This is a genomic window from Stenotrophomonas sp. YJH_SMC_120 (assembly GCF_059368675.1).
Genome location: NZ_JCAFRY010000010.1, coordinates 1 through 17,586, shown reverse-complemented (window position 1 = coordinate 17,586; position 17,586 = coordinate 1). Strand labels below are relative to the sequence as shown.

At 64.1% G+C, this 17,586-nt stretch carries 20 protein-coding genes and 1 tRNA gene; 12 read left to right on the top strand and 9 right to left on the bottom strand.

Annotated features, from left to right (window positions below; genetic code table 11):
• Positions 1-121: 121 nt before the first annotated feature.
• Positions 122-688: a TetR/AcrR family transcriptional regulator gene (locus AC5P60_RS13080; RefSeq protein ID WP_322534980.1), complete on the bottom strand. Its 567-nt coding sequence runs from the start codon at positions 686-688 to the stop codon at positions 122-124.
• 172 nt (positions 689-860) lie between these two features.
• Between AC5P60_RS13080 and AC5P60_RS13075 the strand changes: the two genes are divergently transcribed.
• On the top strand, positions 861-1,691 hold the full coding sequence (locus AC5P60_RS13075; RefSeq protein ID WP_483692760.1) for a universal stress protein: 831 nt from the start codon (positions 861-863) through the stop codon (positions 1,689-1,691).
• Here AC5P60_RS13075 and AC5P60_RS13070 read toward each other — a convergent pair.
• The gene (locus tag AC5P60_RS13070; RefSeq protein WP_049452953.1) at positions 1,639-2,532 is read right to left on the bottom strand and encodes an AraC family transcriptional regulator; all 894 of its coding nucleotides are present in this window, start codon (positions 2,530-2,532) and stop codon (positions 1,639-1,641) included. The genes AC5P60_RS13075 and AC5P60_RS13070 overlap by 53 nt on opposite strands.
• Positions 2,533-2,689: 157 nt before the next feature.
• Here AC5P60_RS13070 and AC5P60_RS13065 point away from each other — a divergent pair, with 157 nt between their 5' ends.
• Positions 2,690-3,250 (top strand): GNAT family N-acetyltransferase, encoded by a 561-nt coding sequence (locus tag AC5P60_RS13065; protein WP_049396312.1) that lies wholly within the window; start codon positions 2,690-2,692, stop codon positions 3,248-3,250.
• A 7-nt stretch (positions 3,251-3,257) separates the two neighbouring features.
• On the opposite strand, the gene AC5P60_RS13060 is transcribed toward AC5P60_RS13065, so the two are convergent.
• The 4 genes from AC5P60_RS13060 to AC5P60_RS13045 form a co-directional block, all read right to left on the bottom strand.
• Positions 3,258-3,722 (bottom strand): GNAT family N-acetyltransferase, encoded by a 465-nt coding sequence (locus AC5P60_RS13060; RefSeq protein ID WP_483693034.1) that lies wholly within the window; start codon positions 3,720-3,722, stop codon positions 3,258-3,260.
• 162 nt (positions 3,723-3,884) lie between these two features.
• A complete protein-coding gene (locus tag AC5P60_RS13055; RefSeq protein WP_111188630.1) occupies positions 3,885-4,268 on the bottom strand; it encodes a GFA family protein in 384 nt (127 codons plus the stop codon).
• A gap of 322 nt (positions 4,269-4,590) precedes the next feature.
• Positions 4,591-5,043, bottom strand: coding sequence for a hypothetical protein (locus tag AC5P60_RS13050; RefSeq protein WP_049430985.1), 453 nt, complete (start codon positions 5,041-5,043; stop codon positions 4,591-4,593).
• Between the two features lie 591 nt (positions 5,044-5,634).
• Positions 5,635-6,057 (bottom strand): hypothetical protein, encoded by a 423-nt coding sequence (locus tag AC5P60_RS13045; protein WP_483692761.1) that lies wholly within the window; start codon positions 6,055-6,057, stop codon positions 5,635-5,637.
• Between the two features lie 858 nt (positions 6,058-6,915).
• On the opposite strand from AC5P60_RS13045, the gene AC5P60_RS13040 reads away from it, so the two are divergent.
• The 3 genes from AC5P60_RS13040 (at position 6,916) to AC5P60_RS13030 (ending at position 9,370) form a co-directional block, all read left to right on the top strand.
• A complete protein-coding gene (locus AC5P60_RS13040; protein ID WP_143568313.1) occupies positions 6,916-7,881 on the top strand; it encodes a hypothetical protein in 966 nt (321 codons plus the stop codon).
• Positions 7,854-8,180 carry a hypothetical protein gene (locus tag AC5P60_RS13035; protein ID WP_464049700.1) on the top strand — a complete coding sequence of 109 codons (327 nt, stop codon included), beginning with the start codon at positions 7,854-7,856 and terminating at the stop codon, positions 8,178-8,180. Before AC5P60_RS13040 ends, AC5P60_RS13035 begins: the two co-directional genes overlap by 28 nt.
• Before the next feature lie 200 nt (positions 8,181-8,380).
• Positions 8,381-9,370, top strand: a complete 990-nt coding sequence (locus AC5P60_RS13030) for a tyrosine-type recombinase/integrase (protein WP_483692762.1) — start codon at positions 8,381-8,383, stop codon at positions 9,368-9,370.
• A 7-nt stretch (positions 9,371-9,377) separates the two neighbouring features.
• On the opposite strand, the gene AC5P60_RS13025 is transcribed toward AC5P60_RS13030, so the two are convergent.
• Together AC5P60_RS13025 and AC5P60_RS13020 are read right to left on the bottom strand one after the other, a co-directional pair.
• A complete protein-coding gene (locus tag AC5P60_RS13025; protein WP_483692763.1) occupies positions 9,378-10,265 on the bottom strand; it encodes a hypothetical protein in 888 nt (295 codons plus the stop codon).
• Positions 10,266-10,372: 107 nt separating this feature from the next.
• Positions 10,373-10,449 (bottom strand) — tRNA-Arg (locus tag AC5P60_RS13020).
• A gap of 183 nt (positions 10,450-10,632) precedes the next feature.
• Here AC5P60_RS13020 and amaB point away from each other — a divergent pair.
• The 7 genes from amaB to AC5P60_RS12985 all read left to right on the top strand — a co-directional run bounded on the left by amaB (position 10,633) and on the right by AC5P60_RS12985 (position 17,377).
• Positions 10,633-12,165 carry an L-piperidine-6-carboxylate dehydrogenase gene (gene amaB / locus AC5P60_RS13015; RefSeq protein ID WP_049403192.1) on the top strand — a complete coding sequence of 511 codons (1,533 nt, stop codon included), beginning with the start codon at positions 10,633-10,635 and terminating at the stop codon, positions 12,163-12,165.
• A complete protein-coding gene (locus tag AC5P60_RS13010) occupies positions 12,165-13,004 on the top strand; it encodes an SDR family NAD(P)-dependent oxidoreductase (protein WP_049430871.1) in 840 nt (279 codons plus the stop codon). Before amaB ends, AC5P60_RS13010 begins: the two co-directional genes overlap by 1 nt.
• Positions 13,005-13,263: 259 nt before the next feature.
• Complete coding sequence (locus AC5P60_RS13005; RefSeq protein ID WP_049403190.1) at positions 13,264-13,548, top strand: DUF4190 domain-containing protein; 285 nt, start codon at positions 13,264-13,266, stop codon at positions 13,546-13,548.
• Positions 13,549-13,552: 4 nt separating this feature from the next.
• Positions 13,553-14,323, top strand: a complete 771-nt coding sequence (locus tag AC5P60_RS13000) for a class I SAM-dependent methyltransferase (protein ID WP_049452709.1) — start codon at positions 13,553-13,555, stop codon at positions 14,321-14,323.
• An 8-nt stretch (positions 14,324-14,331) separates the two neighbouring features.
• Positions 14,332-15,387 (top strand): quinone-dependent dihydroorotate dehydrogenase, encoded by a 1,056-nt coding sequence (locus AC5P60_RS12995; RefSeq protein WP_033833267.1) that lies wholly within the window; start codon positions 14,332-14,334, stop codon positions 15,385-15,387.
• Between the two features lie 8 nt (positions 15,388-15,395).
• Complete coding sequence (murB, locus tag AC5P60_RS12990; protein WP_111108873.1) at positions 15,396-16,457, top strand: UDP-N-acetylmuramate dehydrogenase; 1,062 nt, start codon at positions 15,396-15,398, stop codon at positions 16,455-16,457.
• A 32-nt stretch (positions 16,458-16,489) separates the two neighbouring features.
• Complete coding sequence (locus AC5P60_RS12985; RefSeq protein ID WP_032966688.1) at positions 16,490-17,377, top strand: DMT family transporter; 888 nt, start codon at positions 16,490-16,492, stop codon at positions 17,375-17,377.
• A gap of 83 nt (positions 17,378-17,460) precedes the next feature.
• On the opposite strand, the gene AC5P60_RS12980 is transcribed toward AC5P60_RS12985, so the two are convergent.
• The coding region (locus AC5P60_RS12980) for an integrase core domain-containing protein (protein ID WP_495201759.1) at positions 17,461-17,586 on the bottom strand (126 nt) is incomplete at its 5' end.

Below are 17,586 nucleotides of genomic sequence, written 5' to 3'. Positions count from 1 at the left end.
CCGCCCCGGCGGCCCGTGCACGATTCCGGCAGCTGCAACGCCCTTTCCGGCAAGTTGCCATGCGAATTCGGCGTGCAGTGCGCCCTTCGACAAGGTGGCGCGCGCTGCGCGCCATCGGGAATCAGCCCTTCGTTGCCCCATGCCGGAACGAGGCCAGCAGTGTGGATGCGGCCATTGCCGGGGCCAGACGGCCGCGCGCAAGCGACCAGGTGATGCCGTAGAAGCAGGTCCAGTAGAAGTCGGCCAACCACACTGCGGTGAACTCGACGTTGAACTCACCCACTCGCTGGCCGCGCAGGAAAAACGCCTCGAAACGTTCACCGATCGGCGCCCAGCGCTCCGGCAGCAGGTGCAGGTCGCCCAAGCGCTGCTGTTCTTCCATCATCCGTGCGAACAGCAGCGTCACCAGCTCCCAGTCCGCCAGCAGCGTGGCGGTGACCTGCTCCAGCACGTGGCGTGCATCACCGCCCTGGTCGAACCAGGCCGCCGCCGCTTCCACGCGCTCGAAACCGGCCGCGAACAGGGCCTCGTCGATCGCCTCCCGGGTAGGCGCAAACCGGTACAGGGTCGCGCGGCTGATGCCCGCCCCGCGCGCGAGTTCGCTGAGGGTGCAGCGTGGATGGCTGACCAGGGTGGCCGCCAGCGCATGGGGCAGGTCGCGTCGTGTACGTGCTGCGGCAGGTCGCATCAAAAGCGATGGGGTGTGGGCTGGCCCTCACGCTAGCATGAATCATCAATTAATAAACTGAATCAAATATGATTCACACGAATCATGGATGCGCTACAACGGGGGGGCGTCCGGTGCACCCGGGTCGGTGCACGGCAGGGAACGCGTCACAGGCATCGAGGGAGACAACGCCATGCTGCACCCACTACGCGATATCGCCGTGCTGTTCGACGCCAGCGACACCGGGCACCGCGTTCTCAACATCGCCGCCGACCTGGCGCAGGCCCAGCAGGCGCATCTGGTCGCAGTCTCCACGGCCCTGCATCCCACCGACATCGCCAACGGCTTCGCGCGCGGTGCCGGCATCGCCGCCGCGCTGGACCACGAGGCCCGCGCGGATGCCGCCTGCACCGCACAGCTGATGCAGAACCTGCGTGCCGTGTCCGAGCCGCTGCAGATCAGCACCGAACTGCGCATCGTCTCGGACTACCTGGGTGGCGCTGACCTGGCGCTGCAGTCGCTGTACTGCGACCTGATCATCGCCGGCTATCCGCACACACCAGGCGCGCCCTCCGGCTGGCATCCACTGGGCACGCTGCGCCAGACCGGGGTACCGATGCTGCTGGTGCCGCCGCACTGGAAGGGCAAGCAGGTCGGCCGGCGTATCGTGGTGGCCTGGAATGCCAGCAAGCAGGCCCGTCGTGCGGTGGCAGATGCCCTGCCTCTGCTGGCCCGCGCGCAGGCCGTGCACCTGCTGATGGTCGACACGCCCAAGGCTGAAGCGGCACCCGGCGCTGAAATGGCCCAGCATCTGGCGCGGCACGGCGTTGAAGTGGAGATACAGGCGATCAGCTCCAGCCAAGGGGGTGTAGCTGCCACCATTCGCCAGCATGTACTTGATGCCGAAGCCGATCTGCTGGTGCTGGGGCCCTACAGCCGCAGTCGCGTGGTCGAGCGCGTGCTCGGCGGGGTCACCGAGGATCTGCTCGCCGAAGTACCGGCGCCCTTGTTCGTATCGCACTGATACCGCCCTGCCCCGCCCGGCGGTAGCCGGTCAGCGATTGACCGGTGTGCCGCCGGAAATAGCGGCACAGGTAGGACGCGTCCTCGAAGCACAGGCGTTCGGCGATGCGTCCGATCGGCAGTTCGCTGTAGCTCAGCAGCGCCTTGATCTCCAGCACCACCTGGCGGTCGATCAACGCCTTCGGCGTTTCGCCGAAGCATTCCCGGGTCACCTGCGAGAGATAGAACGGGGTAATGCACAGCGCCTCGGCGTAGGACTGCACGTCGCGTTGGCGCGTGCTGCGCTGGCCGACCAGCTCCCAGAAGCTCCAGGCCAGGCGCTCGCGCCGGCCGACCTGCGGCGCCGCCTCGTAGTATGCCGGGAGCAGTGTGGCGAACTTCAGGAAAAAGGTCTGCAGCAGGTTGCGCAGCATCACGTGCCGATGGCGGCCACCGTTGTGCTGGGCATCCATCAACTGCTGCAGCCAACCCTGCAGCAGCGGCACCTCCAGCGGTGACGGCACACAATGGGGGTGCTCGTGCAGGAACTTGAACAGTGCATTGGGCAGCACATAGGCCACCTCCGATGCCAGCGCTTTCGGCACCAGGCAGGCCACCGCAAGGAAGCGGCGCGAACGCTGCCGCAGCAGCGCCAGCGTATCCTCCGCCAGCACCAGTACGTCGTGCCGCTGCACCGCCACTTCGCGGAAGTTCAGTGCGAACCGCGCACGCCCGGACACGCACACCAGCACCGTCAGATAGGCGTGCCCGAACGACAGCGGAACACCCAAGCCTTCCGCCAGCGTACTGACTTCCAGACGCATGGATTCGTCCTGTTCCAGAAGCTGGGGAATGCGATCCATGGGCCGATCCACTGGGATTCCACTGGGATATCGCGGCAGAGCATATCCGCCCGAACGAAGAAGTTGTGAAAAGTACCGAAACCATCAAGGTCCCGCCCTGTGCTCCCTGCCCGTCGAAACCTAGCCTGTGCACTCTCTTTCCACCGACGGACCCGCCATGCAACTGGCCACCCAACGCTTGATCCTGCGCCCCTGGCGCGACAGTGACGCCGCCGATCTGTACGAGTACGCCCGCGACCCGCGCGTGGGGCCCGTCGCCGGTTGGCCACCGCATGCCAGCGTAGAGGAGAGTGCCGACATCATCCGCACCGTGTTCAACCGACCGGAGGTCTACGCCCTGCAGAGCCGCGAGAACGGGCGTGCCATCGGTTGCGTCGGCATCCTGATCGGTGCAGACAGCAACTTCAGCTTGGGCGAGCGCGAGGGAGAGATCGCCTACTGGATCGGCGTACCGTACTGGGGGCGTGGCCTGGTACCCGAAGCTGTACGTGAGGTGATGCGGCATGCCTTCCTGGATCTGCAGCTGGATGCGTTGTGGTGCGGCTACTTCGCCGACAACCTGCAATCGATGAGCGCGCAGGCCAAATGCGGTTTCCGCCATCACCACACCGAGGTCAACCAGTTCAACCGCTTCCTCGGCGACTACCGCACCGAACACATCAGCCGCATCACCGCCAGGGAATGGCAGGCGCAGCAGACCGTACCGCTGCCCACGTGATCACGGCTCAGCCCTCGCTGCGCTGCATGAACAACAATTCCGGCGTCGAGGCATCTTCCACCGGCTGGAAGCCGAAATCGCGGTAGAGCGCGACCGCCGCGACGTTGTCACGATAGACACGCAGGCTCAGGCGCTGCACATCCGGCGACCGCAGGGCCTCGGCACACAACAACTGCATCAGCACCCGTCCCAGGCCGCGCCCACGCGCCTGCGGCGAGACAATGATGCGGCCCAGGTGGGCAGTGCCGGGCGCGGTCAACCAGTACTGGCCGAACCCCATGCACGCACCCTCCCCGTCCAACAGCACCCAACCCGGGCGCTCGGCCAGTTCAAGAGTCCGTGCGAATGCCTCAGGCAGCAGAGGAAACGCAACGCCCGGGCCAGCCCAGCGTTGCGTCGCTGCAACCGAATCGAGCCAGCCAGCGATACGCGGGTAATGCCGAGGTTGAACCGGCTGCAACTGTGCGGGCATGAGGATGCCTGTGTGGTCTGGTCCACTGATTGTGAGCGGCCCGCCCAACGCCGTCACGCTGCGCGGCAGCCGTTGAATGTTGTCCTGCGACAATGCCCTTGCACCATCACAGTCGCAGCTTCAGCTCTGCAGGTAGGCAGGGCCGTCCCAGCCATCAAGGTACTACGGCAACTCATCGCGAACCTCAACGACGCGTTGCCGGTAGTAGAGATGCATTGTGGGCGCCATGGCAACGTCCAGCCATCCGCCGCCAGCGCGGGCGAGCATGGCGTTGGGAACGACACGCATGCACAGACGGTTCGTGCCGAACACAACCTCGCCGCACGTAGCACAGAAGGTCTTCTTCAGCTGCTTGTGGGGATGGCTGAAGCTTCGCGCATCGAAGGAGGCCATCTGAACCGACGAAGCCTCCCATGCCGTCGCGGAGAACACGGTGACACCGTAGAAGTCCCTGCACGATGAACAGTGGCAGTTGGCGCGTGCGACCGGCTCTCCACCCAGCTCAATGGCGACGTTCCCGCACAGGCACGCTACTCGTATCGACATGATGACCCGAAAGAGAGGGGCAGGCGCGGATTCTACTGCCATATCTGGAACACATGCCGACTGCCCCAGCAGAAAATTCAATCGGCCTTACCCACAGACGCAAAGTGTCGTCCATCGACTTCGGGGTCTTCGGGCTCCTCCTCCCGATACCCTTTCGCTTCAGAGCCAGCAAGCTATCCAGCATGTCGTACCGCACGACGATGGTGTTGATGGCGCGCTCGCCGATGTTGCCCACCTTCTTCACCCGGAGCAAAGTGACGGCAGCGAACTTAACGCGGGGTGTAAAAGAGAAGGGCCCATCGGAGAGCGGGCCCTTCCTTGTTCATTTGCCGGTTGTTGACGACTGGATGGGCTTCGGGGTGGTCAGATCGTAGGCAAAGCATGCAGCCTGCATTTCCGTAAGCGCCTTCCGTCGATCGTGCGACGCCTCTCTGCGATCCGTGATCACTGGGAGCTTCAGACGAATCACGTCAGCGACAGCTCTACGATCAGCAATTGCCGCGGATCCCCCGAACCCAGAGTCCTCCAGCGCCTTTCCCGCCATACCAGAGGCGCCCCCCAATGCACTTAGTCCCGCTATTGCACCGGCGTGCTTGGCAGCGTTCGCCGCCGTAAGTGCAGGTGCGATGACCGTGCCCGCGACCAGCCCGATGCCGTACACCCAGAGGGACGCCTTTCGCTGATCAACGGATTTGTTCTCCATCCCGAGGATGAGCTTCTTGCATTCCGCCAGTACCGCTGGCAACGCCTCCTCAACGTCCGAGGCGTCATCCACCTCCTCTCCAGGCTCATACCATCCGTCGCGGGGAAGCCTCCTCGGAGGCTTGACTCCGCTGGGATCAGGCGCCTGGGCCTGACCGTCAACGGGGGGCGGCGGAGGTGGAGGTGGAGGTGGAGGTGGTGCTACGGCGGCCCGGGAAGGATGGCCAACGAAAGAGACGTTGTAGGGTGCAGTGCCCCCCCCCTTGGTTGAACAACCAACGCAAAGCACAGCCGCAACCAGAACAGCGGTCATCGCCTTCATGTTGCCCCCTGTCGGCGGCGTCATGCCACCGCTGGGGCCTTTACTACCACAGGATTGCGGTTTTCACGGGACCGACAATCCGACGCTGCCTGCATTTTGCCGGGGCCCAGTTTGGCGGACACCGGTTGCATGGCCTGCGGCCGCGTGAATCCAGCCTCCACCTGGGCCAGGTACCCAGCCCGGACGCACTGCGCCAGTAGTAGTGCTGGTCGACACGGGGTACACCGGGTTCGTCGAAGATGGCCTCTATCCGTCATTCCGTCTGATTGACGATTCGATCATCGGCGGCCGAGTCCGCCTCACCCAGCACCTGCATGGCGTTGCATGACCTGCCGCGCTTGGTTATTGCTCGCAGGTCAGGCGAAGGTTCCCATTGGACGGCAGCAGGATTCGATAGACCTGCCTTTCGCCCGCGTTGATGGTCAGGTTCTGAGACGTTGAAATGTTCGGGCAGGCGCCGCCGCCTGTGTCGAGCTTCACGAAGTAGGAGCCTGGTGATACATACAGAGTGGCGGCTTCGGACTGGCGAATGTCCATCACCTTCTCATTGTTGAGAGAGATGGCATGCGTGCAGGCAGATCCATGGAAACCCTTGTCCCGCATGATGTAGATCTGCGCACTACGGTCCGGCGACGGCGCCAAGCGTTCGGCCTTGTAGATACGATCAGGAGGCACCGGCCTGGCGGTTTCCTCCGTGACGGGGACCGTGGAACAGCCGATTAACGTGGCCATTGCGGCCGCAGCACCAAGCATTCCTTTCCGCATGATCCCCTCCGTTATTGTTGGCTGATTCTACTGCGCGTCCGCACTTGCGCAATTCCGAACGGATCGGCAGAAAGATTACCTTACGGCATTGCGATTCAATTGCCGCGCGGCAATCCAACTCCAGCCGCCCACCAAGCCTCCCGGCAGAGGTGGGCAGCCAAAGTGTTGAGAGCGATCCAGACGAAGATGGCCGGGGGTGCACGAGGTCGGCAAGTAGCGCGAGGCGCCGCTGGGCCGGTATGTGCGCTGGGCACTTCGCTGTCTATCCGATCCGCTTGTCGCCGTGCACAAGAACACGGTATGGCCATCACCGGAGTGCCGTTGCGACAGGTGCAGATCCTGGCCGGGCATGCCGACTACGCCACTACTGGAAGTGCTACGAGCACCTCTCCCCCTGAGGGCGATGACGGTGCGGTGGCGAAGCCAACCTATTGATTCGCCATTACCACCACTGTGACCAAATGGCGCCTTTTGATGGCCCGATATGGCCTGTGGCGATATAGCGGCTTTCGCAAGTTGTTGATTCTGGCGACCCCGGCCCGATTCGAACGGTCGACCTTCCCCTTGGGAGGGGATTTCGTCGCCCGCTCAATCAGCAACTTACGAAGTGCCTGGGACCAGCGTGGGTCCATTGCCACTCGATCACACGACGCTGGTGATTACTGCCCCATCAGGGAACCCAAGAGGCAGGGCTGGCAAATGTCCACCTTTCCCAACAACCCATGCTACGTGACCAAAGAGTTCTCCCGCCAAAATCGGCAAAAGCTCGCGCTTGGTTGAAGAGTATAAGTGAAGCGCCAGCACGTTCACGCTGCGCTTACATTGCACGCCAATCTACAACTCCAGGAAGGAACTGAAATGCGTTTGAAGGCTGCAAAGGTCATTCTCGGAATATCGCTTTTCACAAGTGCCCTCTCCGCACACGCAATCGACTCAATAACCTGTGATGACTGCACTTTGACAAAGCGTCAGATGCAGTCAAAGGCAGGAGGAGACGGAGACTACTACTTCTGGGATTTCAAGAATCGACGCCTGTACCACATGAACGTATCCGGTAGTGGCGGCCCGCTTTATCGCGCAGCTGCCGCTCCAGGCGGAACAAAAGTAAAGGAAATCATGCTGACTGCGGACGAACAAGCAATGTTCAATGCGGGCATGCAGCTCTACGACGCGAATGGCCGGTCTGAGACGGTTAGAGTCCAAGCGCCTGTATATGACAGCCGCGCTGCGCTCAACTCATTCGGTGGCGCGATCGCCGCAGCGCCCACCCAGGCTATACCACTCGCCGATCCACCTCAGACCTACCCGATGAATGCAATGGATGCGGTGACGACACCGGCTTGGCGTGAGGCGGCTATTGCGAAAACACTATCCTACGACAATCTCGGGCCTTTGCGGTTTGTGGGAGAGACCCTTCGTGTTCTCGTTTCAGGCTTCTCTCAAGCCGTCAACATCACAAAGCTGCCGAGCCCCTTCAGCATCGTAACCACTATTCCCTTCCCTGACGGCTCTTACATTCTCGTGCAATACACCTATCAAGATCACGGGTACAGATACATCCGTGGATCCGGGCGAGACGCAGCAGGCAATGTGATTCCTGACGGGCAGAAGGATATTGCGAGCCCCGATCAAGCTTCCCAAACGTACATTTATCCGACGGGCCCACTTGCGGCAGGCCCGGGTGGTGAGATGATAAGACACCTCGACAACCTGGGTGTCCGTTGGATCGGCGCAAACTCTCCACCGGTATATGTTGGTTTCCGAATCGGCTGTTCCTACACTCCCTCAGGTGCACAATGCCAAGTGAACTCCCTAACCCCATAGAACGTGGATCAGAGCGACTGATCCACGGAAACGGCATTCTTATCCGGGCATTTTTGATCCTGACGATGAGCTCTGCAGTATGGATGCTGGCCGGACTGTCGATCGGAAGGGGTGCCAAGGGCGCTCTTGTCTGGCCGTACATCATTCCATCCCTCGTCTTCATCGCGCTCATCGTTTCCTATAGAGCGAGGGTGCGGAATGCCGAATGGTTCACCAATAAGCCACGGACGCTGTTCCTGCTTACTCTGTCTTGGATTGCCTGCGCGGTGGGGCTTGTTCTTTCAGTAGCACCCTTCTGAGGACTGAGCCCTGCCGTCGTGATGGCGGTGGGGCTCACATTTCCTCATGAGGGCTGCGCCCTACAGCACCAGTGCTCTCTCGCCTGAATCGACAGGTCACCCTCGCACGCGCCTCCAGCCGATACTCGATGGAACCGTCGGCGCGTTCCACCTTGAACGCATAGGCGTCCGGCACATGCCGCGATCGAAGGTGCAGAGGAATGGCAAAGGTTCGACTCTACTGGCGCGGCAGCAAGGCCTACCTCGACTGGGCTGAAGGCGGCGAACGCTTTCGCCGGTCCATTGGGCAACCTGACGCCCGTGAGGCGGAGAGAATACGTGCCGCGAAAGAAGCAGAACTGACTCACGGGGTCAGGATCTTGGCGCGTCTGCCCAAGGTTCGGGACTACCTGGGATGGTATCTGGACTGGTACGAAGCCGAGCACCCGACTACCATTTCGAAGGCCAGAAGCGAAGTGAAGCGCTTCATCGAGCGCTTCGGGCACCGGCCAATCGACAGCATCCGCGCGGTGGAGGTAGAGCAGTACAAGCGCTCCAGGCTGCTGGACGACAAAGCGGCAAAGGAAACAGTTGGGAAGGAGATTCGGCGGCTGAAGGCGGCATTCAACTGCGGCGTCCAATGGAAAGAGCTGGACGTGAACCCGCTCGCCACCGTGAAAGCCTCTCGCGGCGTGCGGAGCGTGGCAGTCAAGTTCTATGACCGGGCCGCGATGCGCCGGTTGTATCGGGCGAACCCCGCCCGTGCGCCGCTTTGGCTCTTCATGGCCCACACCGGGCTGCGTCGGGGCGAGATCATCGGCTTGGAGAAAAACTCGGTCGTGGGCGGACGCCTGCTTGTTGAAAGCGATCCGGACGAGAACGGCGAAGGCCGGACAAAGTCAGGGAAGTGGCGGGAGGTTCCCCTAAACCGCTATGCCAGCTGGGCGCTTCGGCATCTGCCAGATCCGCTCGTCACGGTACACAAGGACACCGTGTCTGCCTGGTTCAAGAAAGATTCGGAGCTGGCCGGGGTCGGCGGGCACCTACACCGACTCCGTCACACCTTCTGCGCACACATGGTGATGGCAGGCGTGCCACTGCGTCGAGTGCAGATCCTCGCAGGACACGCTGACTACGCAACGACGGAGAAATACTACGCGCATCTGACGCCGGATGGTGATGACGGCGCTGTCGCAAAGCTCCGCTACTGAGTCGCTGTCACGACCCGAAGAGCAAGCCTTCAAGCTCTTCTTTAGTCGGGACTTTCTTGGCCTCAATCATCTTGATGATCACTTTGCGCAACAGTTCGAGGGAGGCGAGCAAATCGTCGGATGAGTGTTTTGGAGACCCATGCGCAGCAGCCGACCGTGCGTCATACAGCTTCAACACCTTCTTGTGCTGCGCGGTCCGCTCCGGACCAGGCGGCTTGAGGTACGCGGCTATCATGACCGACACTCGGAACCTAAGCTCACTGTTTGACCCGGTGAACAGCGCCTCCAAAGCGCCCCATACCGACACTAGCCCAAGAGCTGAGCTGTGTATCAGCTGAGCATTGGCCAATGCGTCGACGGCCAGGCTGAACGCTGCGCTGCTCTCTACCAGATCTAGCGCCGCCTCCCAGTTTTCCCGAACCCACTCGAGGTCTTGCCGCGTATCACGCTCCGTGGCCGGGTGCAGCTGGAAATACCAAGGCTGCACCTCAACCGCGTTCGCGACATGAGCCCACCCCTTCTCGGGTGACCACTCGATACTCTGGGGAGAAATATTGGATCCGAGGATCAAACGGATGCGCGGATCAACCCACAATCTGAGCAATGCAACTAGCTGCATTGCAATCGCTCTTGAATCGGATTTGCGCCGCTTATAGCTAGCCGGGATATACAGCGCCACTTCGGAATCGAAGCCAAACCCATGTCCTGTTGCTGCCCAAGGGCCTGGATGGTGCTGACCGGGCATCGCGGGACGCCGGATTGCAACCATCGTGTTTGACATGACATGCGTGTAGCCGGGCTGCAGCGCCAGGCCGTTGCCCAGGTCGAAAGGCTCGCACCCAATACTCAACGAGGTAAGGCAGCAGTAGAGGTCCAGCGGCGCTGCTTCGTCCATGGCCTGCCCATCAAAAAAAGTGGTGTGCCAACTGTGCCAAATCAGGTCCGAAAAGTGGCGAAATAGAGCAACACCGACATGCCGAACTGCGCCTAAGTGCTTGATTATGGTGACCCCGGCCCGATTCGAACGGGCGACCTTCCCCTTAGGAGGGGGACGCTCTATCCAGCTGAGCTACGGGGCCATGCAGCCGGGAAGTTTACAGGCAACACACCCTGCCCTCCAAGCATTCGTGCTCCACACGGCGGCGCTGGCGCGTTGCACCATGGCCGGACAGGCCGCTCTGCTACCATCGGCGATTCAGTTCATCGCGCCCCCCACCTGCCCGCGATGGCACCAAACAACGTAACGAAACACAGGAGTCTGCATGTCTTCCGAGCTGCTCAAGTCCCTTGGCCTGGACGCGATCAACGCTGGCACGTACCTGGGCAACGGGGAGTGGTCGAGCGCGACCAGCGGTGAGCTGATCACCCCGGTCAACCCGACCACCGGCGAGCCGATCGCGCAGGTCCGCGCGACCACCGAGGCCGAGTACGAGACCGTCGTCGCCCGCGCCCAGGAAGCCTTCAAGATCTGGCGTACCACGCCGGCCCCGCGTCGCGGCGAAGCCGTGCGCCTGTGCGGTGAAGCGCTGCGCAAGCACAAGGACGCCCTGGGTTCGCTGGTGGCGCTGGAAATGGGCAAGAGCAAGCCGGAAGGCGACGGCGAAGTGCAGGAGATGATCGACATCGCCGATTTCGCCGTGGGCCAGAGCCGCATGCTGTACGGCTACACCATGCATTCCGAGCGCCCCGGCCACCGCATGTACGAGCAGTACCACCCGCTGGGCCTGGTCGGCATCATCTCCGCCTTCAACTTCCCGGTCGCGGTGTGGAGCTGGAACTCGTTCCTGGCCGCCATCTGTGGCGACGTGTGCATCTGGAAGCCGTCCAACAAGACGCCGCTGACCGCCATCGCCTCGCTGAAGATCTGCAACGACGCCCTGCGCGAAGCCGGCTTCCCGGACATCTTCTTCCTGATCAACGATGCCGGCACCGCGCTGTCGGAAAAGATGGTCGATGACCGTCGCGTGCCGCTGATCAGCTTCACCGGCTCGACCCAGGTCGGCCGCACCGTCAACGAGAAGGTCGCGCGTCGCCTCGGCCGCTGCCTGCTGGAACTGGGTGGCAACAACGCCATCATCCTGGACGAAACCGCCGACCTGAAGCTGGCCGTGCCGGGCATCGTGTTCGGCGCCGTCGGCACCGCCGGCCAGCGCTGCACCACCACCCGCCGCCTGATCGTGCACCGCTCGATCTACGCCGACGTGCTGGCCACCCTGGTCAAGGCCTACAAGCAGGTCGAAGGCAAGATCGGCGACCCGACCGATGCGGCCAACCTGATGGGCCCGCTGAACAGCGACGGCGCCGTGCAGCAGTTCCTCGATGCCATCGCCCAGGCCAAGGCCGCCGGCGGCACCATTGAAACCGGCGGCACCCGCATCGACCGCCCAGGCAACTTCGTGCTGCCGGCCATCGTCTCCGGCCTGAAGAACAGCGATGCCGTGGTCCAGCACGAGACCTTCGCGCCGATCCTGTACGTGATGCCGTACGACACCCTCGATGAAGCCATCGACATGCAGAATGGCGTGCCGCAGGGCCTGTCGTCCTCGATCTTCACCCAGAACCTGAAGACTGCCGAGAAGTTCCTATCGGCCGCTGGCAGCGACTGCGGCATTGCCAACATCAACATCGGCACGTCCGGTGCGGAGATCGGTGGCGCCTTCGGTGGCGAGAAGGACACCGGCGGCGGCCGCGAGTCCGGCTCGGATGCGTGGAAGGTCTACATGCGCCGCCAGACCAACACCATCAACTATTCGGACTCGCTGCCGCTGGCCCAGGGCATCAAGTTCGATCTGTGATGGCAGACGTTTCTGCCATGGCTGCGGGTCAGAGCCCCTCCGGGGATCTGACCCCTGCCCAGGGCCGGATCCCCAATGGGGCTCCGACCCTCGATTTCACCGGTCGCCGCGTGCTGATCGCCGGCGGCAGCAAGGGCATCGGTCGTGAAATGGCGCTGGCATTTGCCGGCGCCGGTGCGCAGGTCTCGGTCTGCGCACGTGGCCACGCCGGCCTGGATGCCCTGCGTGCCGATGCGCAGGCACAGGGCACCCCGCTGCATACCGTCTCCGCCGATCTGGCCGACGCCGGCCAGATCCAGGCCTGGCTGCAGGCCGCTGCCGATGCGCTCGGCGGCATCGATGTACTGATCAACAACGCTACCGGCTACGGCATGGCCGACGACGAGGATGGCTGGGCCGCCAGCCTGCAGATCGACCTGATGGCGGCGGTACGGGCTTCGCGCCTGGCACTGCCGTGGCTGCGCGCATCCAGCGATGCCTGCATCCTCAACCTGTCCTCGATCGCCGCACAGCAGCCACGCCCCGGTGGCGCGCCCTACGCCGCCGCCAAGGCCGCGCTGTCGCACTACACCACCTCGCAGGCACTGGCGCTGGCCAAGGACCGGATCCGGGTCAACGCCATCGCCCCCGGTTCGATTGAATTCGATGACGGCCTGTGGGATCGCCGTCGCACCGAAGATCCGGCGCTGTACCACGGCACCCTGGCGAAGATCCCGTTCGGCCGCTTCGGCCATCCGCGCGAGATCGCCGACGCGGCCCTGTTCCTGTGCTCGCCGCTGGCGCGCTGGATCACCGGCCATGTGCTCAATGTGGATGGCGGCCAGGTGTTGATGGGCTGACACCGGCACTCCGGTAGCTGCCAACCTTGGTTGGCATGCCTTTCGTCGACCAAGGTCGACGCCTACCCTGATGAAATGGCTTTCGTCGACCAAGGTCGACGCCTACCCTGCTGAAATGCCCTTCGGCGACCAAGGTCGACGCCTACCAGGGCCGGCACCTCGTTTGTCGACCAGGGTCCACGCCCGCCATCGCATCCGCCGGGCATGGGATTGCCCGGGCAGAGGCACTATCATGTGCACACTGCCAAGGAGGACCCCGATGAGCGTGGCACCCCGACAGACAAGCGCCCTGGCCGTAGTCAGCCTGGTCATGGGCATCGCCAGCTGGACCGTCCTGCCCTTCGTGGCCAGCATCGTGGCGATCGTCACCGGCCACATGGCCCGCGCCGAGATCCGCCGCCGCCCGCAGGAACTGGAAGGCGATGGCCTGGCCGTCACCGGTCTTGTGCTGGGCTGGGTGATGGTCGGCGCGGTAGTCGCCGCCATCCTGGTGTTCATCCTGTTCTTCGGCGGCCTGGCGTGGCTGGCCGCGGTGTCGAACTGACGCCATGACCACTTCCGACAGCACTGAACGCTTCAGCAGCCGCGTCGCCGACTACGTCCGCTACCGGCCCGATTACCCGCCCGCGCTGCTGGAATGGCTGCATGGCCCGATGGATGTCAGTCACCAGGCCCGTGTCGCCGACATCGGTGCTGGCACCGGCATTTCCAGCCGTCAGTTTCTGGCCAGCGGTCATCCCCTGGTGGCGGTCGAGCCAAACGCCGCCATGCGCGCCGCCGCCGAAGAGTGGCTGGCGCCGCAGTATCCGGGCTTTTCCGCCGTCGATGGCCGCGCCGAGGCCACCGGCCTGGACGATGCCAGCGTTGACCTGGTCAGCGTCGCGCAGGCCTTCCACTGGTTCGACACCGTAGCGGTGCGCGCCGAGTGGCAGCGCATCCTGCGCCCGGGTGGCCAGGCACTGATCTACTGGAACTCGCGCCTGCTCGACGCCAGCCCGTTCCTGGTCGGCTACGAACAGCTGCTGCTGGACTACGGCACCGACTACACCGCCGTGGCCGAGCGCTACCAGGACGACGCCACCATGCAGGCCTGGTTCGGCGCCGGGCTGCGCGGCATGGTGCAGCTGCCGAACGTGCAGTACCTGGATCTGGATGCCCTGCAAGGGCGCCTGCTGTCCTCCTCCTACGCACCCCAATCCGGTCACCCGCGCCACGCGCCGATGATCGACGCTCTGCAGGACCTGTTCGCCGCCCACGCGGTCGACGGCCAGGTTGCTTTTGAATATCGAACCCGAGCCTTCCTCGGCACGCTGGACTGAACCGACGCATGTATTCGCTTGCCCGCCCCTTCCTGTTCTCGCTCGACGCCGAGCGCGCCCACGGCCTCGGCCTGTCCGCACTGGACCTGGCCTACCGCACCGGCACCACGCCGCTGCTGGCCGCACGCATCGCGCCGATGCCCAGTACGGTGTTCGGGCTGACCTTCCCCAATCCGGTCGGCCTGGCCGCCGGCCTGGACAAGAATGGCGAGCACATCGATGCGCTGTTCGCGCTCGGCTTCGGCTTCGTCGAGATCGGCACCATCACCCCGCGCCCGCAGGCCGGCAACCCGCAGCCGCGCCTGTTCCGCCTGCCGGAACACAACGCGATCATCAACCGCATGGGCTTCAACAATGCGGGCGTGGACGCGCTGGTGCGCAATGTCGAGCGCGCGCGCAACCGCCGCGGCCTGCTCGGCATCAACATCGGCAAGAACAAGGACACCCCGAACGAACAGGCGGTGGACGATTACATCGCCTGCCTGGACAAGGTGTATCCGCTGGCGGACTACGTCACCGTCAACATCTCCTCGCCCAACACCGCCGGCCTGCGTGAATTGCAGGAAGAGACCGCGCTGCGCCAGCTGGTCAGCCAGTTGCGCGACCGCCAGGAAGACCTCGCGGCGCGCCACGGCCGCCGCGTACCGATGCTGGTCAAGGTGGCGCCCGACCTCAGTGACCGCGACATCGATGCCGCCGCGCGCGTGCTGGGCGAACTGCAGGTGGACGGCGTGATCGCCACCAACACCACCATCGACCACAGCAAGGTGGCCGGCGATCCGCTGGCCAACGAGGCCGGCGGCCTGTCCGGCGCACCGGTGTTGGAGCAGTCCACCCTGGTGCTGCGCCGACTGCGCTCGCGCCTGCCCGAATCGGTGCCGCTGGTGGGGGTCGGTGGCATCCTGTCCGGTGCCGACGCGGTGGCCAAGATGGCCGCCGGCGCCGCGCTGGTGCAGTGCTACAGCGGCCTGATCTTCCGTGGCCCTGCCCTGGTCTCCGAATGCGTGGAGGCGATCCGTCGCCGCCGCGAGGCGCCGAGCCGCGGCGCGGTGGCGCCGCTGTGAGCGCGCCCATGGACACCACCGATGCAGCCGCACCGCTGCGCTGGACGCTCACCCGCAATGCACCGCTGCAGGCGCTGAACACCTTCCATGTGCAGGCCAGTGCAGCCCAGCTGCTGGAACTGCACGACGCGGCCCTGCTGCCGGAAGTGCTGGCGCTGCCCGAAGTGGCCAGCGGCCCACTGCTGGTGCTGGGAAGCGGCAGCAACGTGCTGATCGCCGAAGACCTACCAGGCACGGTACTGGTGTTCGGCAACCGTGACATCAGTTTCCTGGAACACCGCGCTGACCACGCAGTGATCCGCGCCGGGGCCGGCGTGCCCTGGCATGGCCTGGTGATGTGGTCGCTGCAGGAAGGCTTGTCCGGGCTGGAGAACCTGGCCCTGATTCCCGGCACCGCCGGTGCCGCGCCGATCCAGAATATCGGCGCCTACGGTGCGCAGGTCGGCGAGTTCATCCAGGCGGTCGAGGCCTGGGACTGCCAGGAACAAACCTGGGTACGGCTGGACAACGAGCAGTGTCGCTTCACCTACCGCGACAGCGTGTTCAAGCAGCAGATGGACCGCTACCTGATCACCGCCATCGAACTGAAGTTGCCGCTGCTGCACGACCTGCGCATGGACTATGCCGGCATCCGCGAGGAACTGCAGGCACAGGGCGTGGAGCTGCCGAGCGCAGTGGACGTGGCCAACGCGGTGATCGCGATCCGCCGCCGCAAGCTGCCCGACCCGGATGTGCTGGGCAACGCCGGCAGTTTCTTCAAGAACCCGGTGCTGCCGCTGGAACAGGTCGACGTGCTGCTGCAGCACTTCCCCGACCTGCCGGTGTTCCCGTCCGACCAGGACGGCAAGCGCAAGGTCTCGGCGGCATGGATGATCGAGTCCTGCGGCTGGAAGGGCTTCCGCGAAGGCGATGCCGGGGTGGCCCCCAGCCACGCGCTGGTACTGGTCAACCATGGCAATGCCAGCGGTGCTGAACTGCTGGCGCTGGCGCGACGCATCTCCGCTTCAGTGCTGGAGAAGTTCGGCGTGCCGATCGAACCGGAGCCCCGCCTGCTCGGCGCACAGTGGTGAACACCCCCGCCCTCTCCCCCAGCGCCACCCCGATGCGGGCGGCGCTGCTGATGCTCGGCAGCACGATGGCCTTCGGTCTGATGGCGGTGGCGATTCGTTATGCCACCCGTTACGTGCCGACCCAGGAAGTGGCGTTCTTCCGCAATGCCTTCGGCCTGCTGGCACTGCTGCCGATGCTGTTGCGCCCGGGCCATGCGCCGCTGAAGACCCAGCAGCTGCCGCGCTATTTCGTGCGCAGTGCGATCGGCCTCGGTTCGATGCTGTGCGCGTTCTGGGCACTGGGCCATCTGCCACTGGCGCAGGCGGTTTCCCTCTCGTACTCCACGCCGTTGTTCGTCACCATCGCCGCCGTGCTGTGGCTGGGCGAGACCGTGCGTATACGGCGCTGGGCCGCGGTGGTGGTTGGATTCATCGGTGTGCTGGTGATCGTGCGCCCCGGTACCGCCGGCTTCACCGCCGGCAGCCTGGTAGCGGTGGCAGCCGCCGTGCTCAGCTCATTGGTGGCGATCCAGATCAAGCAGCTGACCCGTGTCGACAGCGCTGACACCGTGGTGCTCTACACCTACGTGTTCTGGGTGCCGCTGTCGCTGGTCCCGGCACTGTTCGTCTGGGTCTGGCCCTCCGGCATGGCGTGGCTGTGGCTGCTGGCCACCGGCGTGCTGGGCACCGTCGGCCAGCTGCTGTGGACGCGGGCGTTGCGGCTCGGTGAAGTCTCGGCGCTGACCCCGATCAGCTTCCTGCAGCTGCCGCTGGTAACGCTGCTCGGCTGGCTGCTGTTCAACGAAAGCGTGGATCGCTGGACGCTCATCGGTGCCGGCATCATCCTCGCCGCCAACGCCTACATCGCCCACCGCGAAGCCGTGTTGTCGCGCCGCGCCGCAAGCGCGGCGGCCTCGGCAGCAGCCAAGCCCGCCGAATGAAAACCATCTGCATGGACAAGCCATGGGGCCTGCACGGGCAAGCCATGGGTCGTGCATGGACAGGCCATGGGTAGAGTCGACTGTTAGTTGTGTAAACCCACCACGTTGTTCAGCGGGATTCTGGAAATAGGCGGTTGGCTGCCGATCCCCATGTGGGGTCGGTGCCAGTTGTAGTAATGCAGCCATTCAGGCAGCACGGCATCACGTTG